The 13,066-nt window shown below is 61.6% G+C and carries 10 protein-coding genes and 1 pseudogene; 2 read left to right on the forward strand and 9 right to left on the reverse strand.

Annotated features, from left to right (window positions below; all coding sequences use genetic code 11):
• Positions 1-349: 349 nt before the first annotated feature.
• The 9 genes and pseudogenes from fabI to gloB all read right to left on the reverse strand — a co-directional run bounded on the left by fabI (position 350) and on the right by gloB (position 11,244).
• Positions 350-1,144: an enoyl-ACP reductase FabI gene (gene fabI / locus NPS29_RS27920; RefSeq protein WP_274136695.1), complete on the reverse strand. Its 795-nt coding sequence runs from the start codon at positions 1,142-1,144 to the stop codon at positions 350-352.
• Between the two features lie 18 nt (positions 1,145-1,162).
• On the reverse strand, positions 1,163-2,773 hold the full coding sequence (locus tag NPS29_RS27925; protein WP_274136696.1) for an ABC transporter ATP-binding protein: 1,611 nt from the start codon (positions 2,771-2,773) through the stop codon (positions 1,163-1,165).
• Position 2,774: 1 nt separating this feature from the next.
• Positions 2,775-3,794 carry an ABC transporter permease gene (locus NPS29_RS27930; RefSeq protein ID WP_274136697.1) on the reverse strand — a complete coding sequence of 340 codons (1,020 nt, stop codon included), beginning with the start codon at positions 3,792-3,794 and terminating at the stop codon, positions 2,775-2,777.
• Between the two features lies 1 nt (position 3,795).
• Positions 3,796-4,869, reverse strand: coding sequence for a microcin C ABC transporter permease YejB (locus tag NPS29_RS27935; protein ID WP_274136699.1), 1,074 nt, complete (start codon positions 4,867-4,869; stop codon positions 3,796-3,798).
• A 1-nt stretch (position 4,870) separates the two neighbouring features.
• Positions 4,871-6,736 (reverse strand): extracellular solute-binding protein, encoded by a 1,866-nt coding sequence (locus NPS29_RS27940; protein WP_274136700.1) that lies wholly within the window; start codon positions 6,734-6,736, stop codon positions 4,871-4,873.
• Positions 6,733-8,562 (reverse strand): extracellular solute-binding protein, encoded by a 1,830-nt coding sequence (locus tag NPS29_RS27945; protein WP_274136701.1) that lies wholly within the window; start codon positions 8,560-8,562, stop codon positions 6,733-6,735. The genes NPS29_RS27940 and NPS29_RS27945 overlap by 4 nt, the downstream gene beginning before the upstream one ends.
• A gap of 195 nt (positions 8,563-8,757) precedes the next feature.
• The gene (locus NPS29_RS27950) at positions 8,758-10,188 is read right to left on the reverse strand and encodes a lytic transglycosylase (protein ID WP_400609633.1); all 1,431 of its coding nucleotides are present in this window, start codon (positions 10,186-10,188) and stop codon (positions 8,758-8,760) included.
• Between the two features lie 65 nt (positions 10,189-10,253).
• Positions 10,254-10,365 (reverse strand): annotated as a pseudogene (locus NPS29_RS29015) (lytic transglycosylase domain-containing protein); the annotation flags it as partial.
• 99 nt (positions 10,366-10,464) lie between these two features.
• Positions 10,465-11,244 carry a hydroxyacylglutathione hydrolase gene (gene gloB, locus NPS29_RS27955; protein WP_274136703.1) on the reverse strand — a complete coding sequence of 260 codons (780 nt, stop codon included), beginning with the start codon at positions 11,242-11,244 and terminating at the stop codon, positions 10,465-10,467.
• Between the two features lie 97 nt (positions 11,245-11,341).
• Between gloB and NPS29_RS27960 the strand changes: the two genes are divergently transcribed.
• On the forward strand, positions 11,342-12,100 hold the full coding sequence (locus NPS29_RS27960) for a class I SAM-dependent methyltransferase (RefSeq protein ID WP_274136704.1): 759 nt from the start codon (positions 11,342-11,344) through the stop codon (positions 12,098-12,100).
• Positions 12,101-12,146: 46 nt separating this feature from the next.
• Positions 12,147-12,599, forward strand: a complete 453-nt coding sequence (rnhA, locus tag NPS29_RS27965) for a ribonuclease HI (RefSeq protein ID WP_274136705.1) — start codon at positions 12,147-12,149, stop codon at positions 12,597-12,599.
• Positions 12,600-13,066 lie beyond the last annotated feature (467 nt).

The following is a 13,066-nucleotide window of genomic DNA, read 5'->3' on the forward strand; positions in this document are numbered from 1 at the left end:
CGGACCCCAGCCAGGAGCAAATGGTTTGCCTACTTTCCCGAAAGAAAGTAGGTCGCCCGTAAGGGGCGAAACCCTAAGCTAAAACCACTGCGACAACGGATATACACACGACTGAGAAGTCACCCGCCGACGCGACGCAGAGCGTGGGAACGATCATCATGACATCGCCCCCCTGTGGGAGCTGGCTTGCCTGCGAAGGCGCTCGGTCAGGTAACGCGGCGTCGTTTGACCCGACGCTTTCGCGGGCGAGCCCGCTCCCACAGGATCGCGCCGATAACGAACTCCCAAATAAAAAAGCCCCGGCTCGCAAAAACCGGGGCTTTTTTCAGGGCGTGCGTTGGTTAACGCATCAGTCCTGCAGATCACCCATCGCAGTGGTGTTGAAACCACCGTCAACGTACATGATCTCACCGCTCACGCCCGACGCCAGGTCCGAGCACAGGAACGCGCCGGCGTTGCCGACTTCATCGATGGTCACATTGCGACGCAGTGGAGTCTGGGCTTCGTTGGCGTCCAGCATCTTGCGGAAGTTCTTGATACCCGAAGCTGCCAGGGTACGGATCGGACCTGCCGATACCGCGTTCACGCGGGTGCCGTCCGGGCCCAGGCTGCGGGCCAGGTAACGTACACCGGCTTCCAGGCTGGCCTTGGCCATGCCCATCACGTTGTAGTTGGGCATGGTGCGCTCGGCGCCCAGGTACGACAGGGTCAGCAGGCTGCCGTTGCGGCCTTGCATCATTTCACGGCCAGCCTTGGCCAGGGCCACGAAGCTGTAGGCGCTGATGTCGTGGGCGATGCGGAAACCGTCACGGGTGGTGGCTTGGGTGAAGTCGCCGTCCAGTTGGTCGCCCGGGGCGAAACCTACGGAGTGAACGATGCAGTCCAGGCCGTCCCACTTCTTGCTCAGTGCTTCGAAGACCTTGGCGATTTCTTCATCGCTGGCCACGTCGCAAGGGAAGCACAGGTCGGCGCTCGAACCCCAGCCAGCGGCGAATTCTTCGACGCGGCCCTTGAGTTTTTCGTTCTGGTAGGTGAAGGCAAGCTCAGCACCCTCGCGATGCATGGCGGCAGCGATACCGGATGCGATGGACAGTTTGCTGGCGACACCGACGATCAGGACGCGCTTACCGGCGAGAAAACCCATGGTTTTTTCCTCTTCAGGTTAATCGACAGTTGCTGGTGCCAGAAAAGCGGCTTCCAGCAACTGCTGTGTATAAGGATGTTGCGGTGCGGCGAAGATATCTTCTGCCACACCCTGTTCGACCACTTGGCCTTGCTTGACCACCATCAACTGGTGGCTCAGCGCTTTGACTACCGCCAGGTCATGGCTGATAAACAAATACGTCAGGTTGTACTTCGCTTGCAGGGAGCGCAAAAGCTCCACCACCTGGCGCTGAACGGTCCGGTCGAGGGCCGAAGTGGGCTCGTCCAGTAAAATCAGCGCAGGTTTTAACACTAATGCCCGTGCGATGGCGATCCTTTGCCGCTGTCCGCCGGAAAACTCATGGGGGTAGCGGTGCCGGGTTGCCGGGTCCAGGCCTACCTCCTTGAGCGCTTCGATCACCGCCGTTTCCTGCTCGGCGGGGGTTCCTATCTGGTGAATCCGCAGGCCCTCGCCAACGATGTCGCACACCGACATGCGCGGGCTGAGGCTGCCGAACGGGTCCTGAAACACCACCTGCATCTGCCGGCGCAGGGGCCTGACCTGATCCTGCTTGAGGCAGGCCAGCGACTGGCCCTGAAAGCGTATCTCGCCTTCGCTGCGAATCAACCTGAGAATCGCCAGGCCCAACGTCGATTTGCCCGAGCCGCTTTCGCCGACGATCCCCAGCGTCTGGCCCTTGGGCAGACTGAAGTGGATGCCGTCCACGGCCTTGACGTGATCGACGGTACGCTTGAACACACCTTTCTTGATCGGAAACCAGACTTTGAGGTCTTCTACTTCCAGCATCGGTGCGCCCGGAGCGTTGTCTGCCGGCCCCCCTTTGGGCTCGGCACTGAGCAATTCTTTGGTGTACGGATGCTGCGGCGCACGGAACAGTTCTTCGCACGATGCCTGTTCGACGATGCAACCGCGCTGCATGACACATACTCGGTTGGCTATTTGTCGAACCACGTTCAAATCATGGCTGATCAGCAGCAGCGCCATGCCCAGCCGGGCCTGCAATTCCTTGAGCAGTTCGAGGATTTTCAACTGCACCGTGACGTCCAGCGCGGTGGTCGGCTCGTCGGCGATCAGCAGTTCCGGCTCGTTGGCCAGGGCCATAGCGATCATCACCCGCTGACGCTGGCCGCCCGAGAGCTCGTGGGGCAGGGCCTTGAGGCGCTTGAGCGGTTCGGGGATGCCGACCAGCTCCAGCAACTCCAGGGTGCGGCGTGTGGCCGCCTTGCCGGTCAGACCCTTGTGCAGGCCGAGCACCTCGTTGATCTGCTTTTCCACCGATTGCAGCGGATTGAGCGAGGTCATCGGCTCCTGGAAGATCATGGCGATGCGGTTGCCACGGATGGCGCGCATGCGTTTTTCGCTGACCGTCAGCAGCTCGTTCCCGGCGTACTGGATGGTACCCGTCGGGTGGCGCGCCAGCGGGTAGGGCAGAAGGCGCAGGATCGAATGCGCAGTGACCGACTTGCCCGAGCCGCTTTCCCCGACCAGCGCCAGGGTCTCGCCCTTGCGGATGTCGAAGCTGATGCCCTCGACCACGCGCTGGGTTTTCTGGCCGGTGACGAACTCGACCGACAGGTTGCGGATTTCGATCAGATTGTCCTGATTCATCTCATTTCCTCGGGTCGAATGCGTCACGGGCGGATTCGCCGATGAACACCAGCAAACTCAACATCAGGGCCAGCACGGCAAAGGCACTGATGCCCAGCCATGGCGCCTGCAGGTTGGATTTGCCCTGCGCGACCAGTTCGCCCAGCGACGGCGAGCCTGCGGGCAGGCCGAAGCCCAGGAAGTCCAGCGCGGTCAGGGTGCCGATGGCGCCGGTGAGGATGAACGGCATGAAGGTCATGGTCGAGACCATGGCGTTGGGCAGGATGTGACGGAACATGATCCCGCCGTTCTGCATGCCAAGCGCCCGCGCCGCGCGCACGTATTCCAGGTTGCGGCCACGCAGGAATTCGGCCCGCACCACGTCCACCAGGCTCATCCACGAGAACAGCAGCATGATGCCCAGCAGCCACCAGAAGTTGGGCTGCACGAAGCTGGCCAGAATGATCAGCAGGTACAGCACCGGCAGCCCCGACCAGATTTCCAGAAAGCGCTGGCCGACCAGATCGACCCAGCCGCCATAGAAGCCCTGCAGGGCGCCGGCGATCACGCCGATGATCGAGCTGAGCACGGTCAGGGTCAGGGCGAACAGTACCGACACCCGGAAGCCGTAGATCACCCGGGCCAGCACATCGCGGCCCTGGTCATCGGTGCCCAGCAGGTTGTCCCGCGAGGGCGGGGCAGGGGCCGGAACCTTCAGATCGTAGTTGATGCTCTGGTAGCTGAAGGGGATCGGCGCCCACAGCGTCCAGCCATCCTTGCTGGCTATCAGCTCCTTGATGTAGGGGCTGTTGTAGTTGGCTTCCAGCGGAAATTCGCCGCCGAAGGTGGTCTCCGGGTAGCGCTCGAACACCGGGAAATACCACTGGCCGTCGTATTTGACGATCAGCGGCTTGTCATTGGCGATCAGTTCGGCGCCAAGGCTTGCAACGAACAGGATCAGGAACAGCCACAACGACCACCAGCCACGCTTGTTGGCCTTGAAGCGTTCGAAACGGCGTCGATTGAGAGGGGACAACGTCATGTCAATGATCCCTGCGGTCGAAGTCGATACGTGGGTCAACCAGCGTGTAGGTCAGGTCGCCGATCAGTTTCACCACCAGCCCCAGCAGGGTGAAGATGAACAGGGTGCCGAACACCACGGGGTAGTCGCGGTTGATCGCCGCCTCGAAACTCATCAGGCCCAGGCCGTCGAGGGAGAAGATCACTTCGACCAGCAGGGAACCTGTGAAGAAAATGCCAATGAATGCCGACGGGAAGCCCGCGATCACCAGCAGCATGGCGTTGCGGAACACGTGACCGTAGAGCACCCGGCGCTGGGTCAGACCCTTGGCCTTGGCGGTAATGACGTACTGCTTGCCGATTTCGTCCAGAAAGCTGTTCTTGGTGAGCAGGGTCATGGTGGCAAAGTTGCCGATGACCAGCGCGGTGATCGGCAACACCAGGTGCCAGAAGTAATCACCGACCTTGCCCAGCCAGCTCAATTCGTCGAAGTTGCTGGAGGTCAGGCCGCGCAGCGGGAACCAGTCGAAATAGCTGCCGCCGGCGAACACCACGATCAGCAGGATGGCGAACAGGAACGCCGGGATGGCATAGCCGACGATGATCGCCGAACTGGTCCAGACGTCGAACTGGCTGCCGTGGCGGGTGGCCTTGGCGATCCCCAGCGGGATCGATACCAGGTACATGATGAGCGTGCTCCACAGCCCCAGCGAGATCGACACCGGCATCTTCTCGGCGATCAGGTCGATGACCTTGGCGTCGCGAAAGAAGCTGTCGCCGAAATCCAGCTTCGAGTAGTTCTTGACCATGATCCACAGGCGTTCCGGGGCCGACTTGTCGAACCCGTACATGTGCTCGATTTCCTTGATCAGGGCCGGGTCCAGGCCCTGGGCACCACGGTAGTTCGAGCCGGCCACCGAGACCTCGGCGCCGCCACCGGCGATGCGGCTGGTGGCGCCTTCGAAGCCTTCGAGCTTGGCGATCATCTGTTCCACCGGGCCGCCTGGTGCGGCCTGGATAATCACGAAGTTGATCAGAAGAATGCCGAACAGGGTCGGCACGATCAGCAGCAAGCGCCGCAGAATGTACGCCAGCATGTTATTGCTCGTCCTTGGATGGGGCCGCTTCAGGCTCGGCAACGTCTTGCGCCGGTTGCACCGAAATGGCTGGCGTGGTGTCGGGCTTGACCCACCAGGTCATGGTGCCGATGTCGTACAGCGGCGATTTCTTCGGATGGCCCAGGTGATCCCAGTACGCCAGGCGCCAGGTCTTGATGTGCCAGTTGGGAATCACGTAGTAGCCCCATAGCAGCGCACGGTCGAGGGCGCGGGTATGGTCGATCAGGCTCTGGCGCGAGTCGGCGTTGATCAGGCCGCTGACCAGTGCATCCACCGCCGGGTCCTTGAGGCCGATGAGGTTGTAGCTGCCGGGCTTGTCGGCGGCCGACGAGTCCCAGTATTCGCGCTGTTCGTTACCTGGCGAGCTGGACTGCGGGAAGCTGCCGACGATCATGTCGTAGTCCCGCGAGCGGCGACGGGTGACGTACTGCGAGACATCGACCCGGCGAATCTCCAGGTTGATACCGATGTCGGCCAGATTGCGCTTGAACGGCAGCAACACCCGTTCGAACTCGGTCTGGGCCAGCAGGAATTCGATGCTCACAGGCTTGCCCTGGGTATCGACCATCTTGTCGCCGACGATCTTCCAGCCGGCTTCCTTGAGCAGGGCAAAGGCCTTGCGCTGCTGTTCGCGGATGATGCCGCTGCCATCGGTGACCGGCAGCTTGAACTCCTCGGTGAACACCTGCGGCGGCAGTTGTGCGCGCAGCGGTTCGAGGATTTTCAGCTCGGCTTCAGACGGCAGGCCGCGCGAGCCCATGTCGGAGTTGTCGAAGTAGCTCTTGGTGCGCGTGTAGCTGCTGAAGAACAGCTGCTTGTTGGTCCATTCGAAGTCCAGCAGCAGGCTGATTGCCTGGCGCACGCGGGCGTCCTGGAACATGGGCTTGCGCAGGTTGAAGATGAAACCCTGCATGCCTTGCGGGTTGCCGTTGGCGATTTCTTCCTTGACCAGCCGGCCCTGCCTGACAGCCGGGACGTCATAGGCGGTGGCCCAGTTCTTGGCGGTCATTTCCTGCCAGTAGTCGAACGCACCGGCCTTGAGGCCTTCCAGCGCAACCGTGTTGTCGCGGTAATAGTCGGTGGAGAGGCGGTCGAAGTTGTAGAAGCCCTTGTTCACCGGCAGATCCTTGCCCCAGTAATCCTTGACGCGCTCGTAGCGGATCGAGCGGCCGGCCTTGACCTCCGACACCTTGTACGGCCCGCTGCCCAGCGGGATTTCCAGGTTGCCCTTGTTGAAGTCCCGGGTGGCCCACCAATGCTTGGGCAGCACCGGCAGTTGCCCGATGATCAACGGCAATTCACGATTATTGGTGTGCTTGAACTTGAACAGCACGGTGAGCGGGTCTTCGGCCACGACCTGATCGACGTCGGCGTAGTAGCTGCGATACAGCGGCGAGCCGTCCTTGATCAGGGTGTCGAAGCTGAACACCACGTCTTCGGCGCGCACCGGGTGGCCGTCGTTGAATTTCGCCTCGGGGCGCAGGTAGAAACGCACCCAGCTATTGTCCGGGGCCTTTTCGATCTTGCCGGCGATCAGCCCGTATTCGGTGAACGGCTCATCCAGGCCCTGGCGCATCAGGGTGTCGTAGATCAGGCCGATGTCATCGGCGGGCACGCCCTTGCTGATGAACGGGTTGAGGCTGTCGAAGCCGCCGAAACTGGCGCTGCGCAGGATCCCGCCCTTGGGCGCGTCCGGGTTCACGTAGTCGAAGTGCTTGTAGTCGGCAGGGTACTTGGGGGCTTCGCCGTACAGGGTAATGGCATGCTGCGGGGCGGCGTGCACGGAGCAGGCCAGCCCGAACAGGAACAGGCCGCCAGCCCGCGTCAGTGAGCGCAGTGCGGTCATTGGGTTTTCTCCGAAGGCTTGAGCCACCACGCACGCAGGCCCAGGGTGTAGGGCGGGGTGGTGACCATGGCGAAACGACTGCGGTACGCCAGACGATGATTGTTGAGGTACCAGTTGGGAATCATGTAGTGCTGCCAGAGCAGGACGCGGTCCAGGGCCTTGGTGGCCGCGACCTGGTCGTCACGGGTTTTCGCGGCCAGCAGCTGGTTCAGGAGGTTGTCCACCACCGGGCTTGCGACACCTGCATAGTTCTTGCTGCCCCGGATACCGGCCTGGCTTGAGTGGAAATACTGCCACTGTTCGAGGCCGGGGCTGAGCGTCTGGTTCAGGGTCATCAGAATCATGTCGAAATCGAACTGGTCCAGACGCTGTTTGTATTGGGCGCGATCCACCGTGCGCAGGCGCGCGTCGATGCCGATCCGCGTGAGGTCTTCGATGTACGGTTGCAGAATGCGTTCGAGGTTCGGGTTGACCAGCAGTATCTCGAATCGCAACGGCTGCCCGGCACTGTTGGCAAGGCCGCGGTCAGTGTATTTCCAGCCGGCCTCGGCGAGCAGCCCCAGAGCTTTACGAATCGTGTCGCGAGGCACGCCGCCACCGTCGGTTTTCGACACGGTGAAGGGCTGGGTGAAGAGTTTTGCCGGCAGTTGATCGCGGTACGGCGACAATGCCAGAAATTCACGCCCGGCCGGCAGGTCCGTCGCCGAGAACTCGCTGTTGGGGTAGTAGCTGACCGAACGGCTGTACGCGTTGTTGAACAGCGTGCGGTTGGTCCACTCGAAATTGAACATCAACCCCAGCGCCTCGCGCACCTTGATGTCAGCGAAAGTGCTGCGGCGGGTGTTCATGAAAAGGCCCTGGGTCTGGGTCGGGATCTGGTGCGGAATCTGCGCCTTGATCACGCTGCCGTTGGCCACGGCAGGGAAGTCGTAGCCGGTGAACCAGTTCTTGGCCTGATGCTCGATGTAGATGTCGAACTCGCCGGCCTTGAAGGCTTCGAAGGCCACATCGGCATCACGGTAGAACTCCACCTGCACGCGGTTGAAGTTGTACTTGCCGCGATTGACCGGCAAATCCTTGCCCCAGTAATCCTTGACCCGCTCGAACACCAGGCTGCGCCCCGGGCGCACCTGGGTGATGCGGTATGGGCCGCTGCCCAGCGGCGGTTCGAAGGTCGTGGCCTTGAAGTCGCGGTTCTTCCAGTAGTGCTGCGGCAGCACGGGCAATTCGCCGAGACGCAGAATCAGTAATGGGTTGCCGGACCGCTTGAGCACGAAGCGGATGCGGTGACGGTTGAGGATGTCCACCCGCTGCACTTCCTGCAATGCGGTACGGTACTGCGGGTGGCCGTCACGCAGCAGCGTCCTGTAGGAAAACGCCACATCGTAGGCAGTAATCGGCTTGCCGTCGTGAAAGCGCGCTTCCGGGCGCAGGTTGAACACCACCCAGCTGCGATCCTCGCTGTATTCCACCGACTTGGCAATCAGGCCATAGCTTGAGGTTGGTTCGTCACCGGACGGGTCGTATTGCCCGGTGCCGACCATCAACGGCTCGTTCAGCTCGCTGACGCCGTACTGGCCGAAATTGGGCGTGGAAATCGGGCTGCTGCCCTTGAAGGTGTAGGGGTTGAGGGTGTCAAAGGTGCCGAATGCCATGATCCTCAAGGTGCCAGCCTTCGGCGCCTCGGGGTTGACCCAGTCGAAGTGGGTGAAACTGGCCGGATACTTGAGGACACCGAACTGGGCGTAACCATGGCTCTCGCTGATGGTCGCGGTGGCTGTCGTGCTCAAGACCAGGCTGGAAAACAGCAGCAGAAGGCGTATCAAGTCGGCTTCGATCCAGGCAGCGGTCGGTCACAGTAACAGCTTGTATGGGCTGGAAAAAGGGCTGTGGTGGGCGCCGGACCTGTAGGAGTGAGCTTGCTCGCGATGGCGGTCTGTCAGTTGCCTATTCGTAGGCTTTGGAATGCTATCGCGAGCAAGCTCACTCCTACAGGGGCGTAGCAGGCGGGGAAATTCCCATCAATGCGGCAAATAAACCGTCAACGTCTGCCCCGGCTTGAGCGCCTGGCCGCTGCGCGGGTTCCAGCGCTTGAGGTGCTGCATCTCGACGTTGAAACGTTTGGCCACCAGGTACAGCGAGTCGCCTTTCTGGATCTTGTACTGCGTGGCCTTGCCTTCGGCGTCCTTCGCTTTGCTGTCGTTTTTGGCGACGGCGCGGGAACTAGTCTTGGCCGGCTTGCTGTTGTCCTGCATCACCAGGGTCTGGCCGACCTTGAGGTTGTAGCCGGACAGTTTGTTCCAGTGCTGCAGATCGTGCACTTCAACCTTGTTGATGCGGGCGATCTGGCCCAGGTTGTCGCCTTTCTTGACCTTGTAGGTGCGGGTGCGGGCCGGTTTCTCGTCGACTTCGGCCACTTCCTCGAACACCGGCATCGCGTATTTCATGCCGGGCTGTACCGGAATGGTCAGCGCCTGGCCGCGCTTGAGGTGGTTGCCCGACAGCTTGTTCAGATCCTTGAGCGTGCTGGTCGACACCTTGTAGCGGCTGGCGATGCTGGCCAGGCTGTCACCCGGACGCACGCGGTATTGCTGCCAGTCCACCAGTTCCTCGGGTTTCATGTTCGAGAGGCTGGTGGTCAGCAGTTGCGATTTGGAAGTCGGCACCAGCAGGTGCTGCGGTCCGTCGATGGTCAGGCGCTTCTTGAAAGCCGGGTTGAGCTGGATCAGCTCGTCCTCGTCGATGTTGGCCATCTGCGCGACCTTGGTCAGGTCCATGCGCTGGTTCAGCTCGACCACTTCGAAGTAGGGCTTGTTGTCGATGGGGTTCAGGTTCACGCCGTACGCTTGCGGCGACATGACCACCTGCGACAGGGCCAGCAGTTTCGGCACGTAGTCGCGGGTTTCCTGCGGCAGTGGCAGGTTCCAGTAGTCGGTCGGCAGGTTGAGCTTTTCGTTGCGCTCGATGGCGCGGCTGACCGTGCCTTCGCCGGCGTTGTAGGCGGCAAGCGCCAGCAGCCAGTCGCCGTTGAACATGTCATGCAGCTTGGTCAGGTAGTCCAGTGCCGCCGTGGTGGAGGCCGTGATGTCACGACGACCGTCATAGAAGCTGGTCTGACGCAGGTTGAAGTAGCGCCCCGTGGACGGGATGAACTGCCAGATGCCAGCAGCATCGCTGCGCGAAAGGGCCATCGGGTTGTAGGCGCTTTCGATCACTGGCAGCAGCGCCAGCTCCAGCGGCATGTTGCGCTCTTCGAGGCGCTCGACGATGTAGTGCATATAAAGGCTGCCGCGCTCACCGGCCGTTTCCAGGAACGACGGGTTGTTGGCGAACCAGAGGCGCTGCTGGTCGATACGCGGGTTGAGGTCGTTGCCGTCCTGCAACTGGAAGCCCTGGCGCATGCGCTCCCAGACATCATGGGGCGGGGCCAGTGGAACCGGCTTGCGGGCGATGAAAACCTGTTTTGGCTTGACGGAAGCGGGGGGATGAGCGGCACTCGTCGCGTTGCTGGATTCCAGGCTGCCGGTAGTCTGGCAGCCTGCCAACGTAGCGCTCGCGACCACCGCGATTGCCTGTGCCAACCGAGTCAATGCGTCGGAATTAAAGGTTTTACGTATAGATGACGACATTGGCTGGGAGATAGTTCCAGTCGAAAATGTCGGGCGATTCTAGAAAGCGTCTTGGGAACGGTCAACCTTTCAGAATTTTTGTACCAAAGCCATGCACCTTTAGAACGTGTCTTTCCACGCTCGCAACGCTGCAAAAACGGCCGCAGGCGAGCTGTTGTCTGTACCAGTCCGTTCGTCTGCTTTTTGTTTGACAGAACGTTGCGAAACCCGCAGAAACGGATTGGTCCGGTGTTCCAGCTCGATACTCGACGGCAGGCTGATGCGGTTTTGCTCGCGCAGGCGGGTGACTTCCTCGAAGCGTGCCCGCACATCCTGATTTTCCGGCTCGACCGCCACGGCAAAGCGCAGGTTGCTCAGGGTGTATTCGTGGGCGCAGTAGACCTGGGTGTTGCCGGGCAGGGCGGCCAGGCGCGAGAGCGATGCGTGCATCTGTTGCGGCGTGCCTTCGAACAGGCGACCGCAACCGGCGGCGAACAGCGTGTCGCCACTGAACAGCAGGGGCCGTTGCGCATCCTCATGGTAAAAGGCGATGTGGCCCAGGGTGTGGCCGGCGACCGCATGCACGGTGAAGGTCAGGCCCAGGGCGGTGACCTCATCACCATCGGACAGGGCGACGTCCCGTGCCGGGATATTCTCGTTGGCCGGGCCGTAGACCCTGGCCTGCGTGATACTTTTAAGCTCTGCCACGCCACCGGTATGATCGGCATGATGGTGAGTGACCAGAATGTCGCTCAACTGCCAGCCCGGATTACGCTCCAGCCAGGCCAGCACAGGCCTGGCATCGCCCGGATCGACCACCGCGCAGCGTTTGCTGGCATTGTCTTGTAACAACCAGATGTAGTTGTCAGAGAAAGCGGGCAGGGCATCGATCTGTATCATGGCGCGATTCGCTTTTTTGAAAACAAAGAAGCATCTTAGAGTCTGAACCGTTTCTGTGCGAGCCAGTCGCATGAGGGACCCCTCCAGGAGACCGGAAATGACCGATGAAGCGTTCGCCCAGGCCGACCCCGAATGGCTTGAGTTGATCAGCTCTGCCCGAGAGTGGTTGTCCGGGCCCTTGGGCCAGTTGCTGCTGGAAGAGGAGCGCCGGGTACTCGAAGAGGAGCTGGAGCGCTTTTTTGGTGGCTATCTGGTGCACTACGGCCCGTCCGCGCAAACCCCGCCGGCGGCCAAGCAGGTGCAGCGCAATGTACGCCTCGGCGCGCCGCTGCCCGGCGTCGAGATCGTCTGCGAAGAGCAGGCCTGGCCATTGAGCGAGCATGCCGCCGATGTGGTGGTGATGCAGCACGGCCTGGATTTCTGCCTCTCGCCCCACGGCCTGTTGCGCGAGGCGGCCAGCAGCGTGCGGCCTGGTGGCCATTTGCTGATTATCGGAATCAATCCCTGGAGCACCTGGGGCATTCGTCATTTCTTCACCAACGACGCCTTGCGCCGGGCGCGCTGCATCTCGCCGTCGCGGGTCGGGGACTGGCTCAACCTGCTGGGCTTCGCGCTGGAGAAACGCAGGTTCGGGTGCTATCGTCCGCCCCTTGCCTCACCTGTGTGGCAGCAACGCCTGTCGGGCCTTGAGCGTCTGGGCGACGGCTGGCAGAGCCCGGGTGGCGGCTTCTATTTATTGGTGGCGCGCAAACTGGTGGTCGGGCTGCGGCCTGTGCGCATGCCGCGACGCGAACCGATGGGCAAACTGTTGCCCCTGCCGATGGCCAAGGTCAACCGGCGTACCCCCGAGCCTTGATCGGCAATGGCCGAAACAAGCCTTCTGAATTCTGGAAAGAGTCGTAATGAGCGATACCGTAGAACTGTTCTCCGATGGCGCCTGCAAAGGCAACCCCGGCCCTGGCGGCTGGGGCGCGTTGCTGGTGTGCAAGGGCGTGGAAAAGGAACTCTGGGGCGGCGAAGCCAACACCACCAACAACCGCATGGAGCTTCTGGGCGCGATTCGCGGCCTGGAAGAGTTGAAGCGCCCGTGCGAGGTGATTCTGGTCACGGACTCGCAGTATGTGATGAAGGGCATCACCGAGTGGATGGTCAACTGGAAGAAGCGCGGCTGGAAGACGGCGGCCAAGGAGCCGGTCAAGAACGCTGACCTGTGGAAACAGCTAGACGAGCAGGTCAACCGCCACACCGTGACCTGGAAATGGGTACGCGGCCACATTGGTCATCCGGGTAACGAACGGGCGGATCAACTCGCCAACCGCGGCGTAGATGAAGTGCGCGGGATCAAGCACGGTTGAATGCGGTTAGCTTTAGCAGCACGGTGGTAGAGAGTTCTGTTGGAATATCCATTGGCGGGGGTGATGCTGATTCACCTTTCCGCCCTTACGGCGGGTCACTTTTTCCAAGAGCTGAAAAAGTAACCAAAAAAGCCCTGCGACAGGCTGGGCCTCGACTTCGTCTCGGTTCCCTCACTCCGGCGCCGCTCCGTGGGTCCGCCGTGATGGGCCGTCCCTGGCCCGCACGGCTTTCGCGGCATCCTTGCCGCTCAACCCACTACGCAACGCCTGCGTTCGGCCTGGCGCCTTAACGTCGCGTTCGGCGGCGCCTGTGCCATCGCGCACCAAGATCAAGATCAAAAGCACGCCACCGACCCGTAGCAGCACGGCTTGCCGGCGGGGGCGAACTTGAGGACGCCATCGTCCGAATGCGGCCCAGACCAAGCGCGCTCCTACAGGGGTGAGTCGATCCGCACGTAGCAGTCCGG

The organism is Pseudomonas putida (assembly GCF_028682175.1).
Lineage (GTDB): Bacteria > Pseudomonadota > Gammaproteobacteria > Pseudomonadales > Pseudomonadaceae > Aquipseudomonas > Aquipseudomonas putida_AD.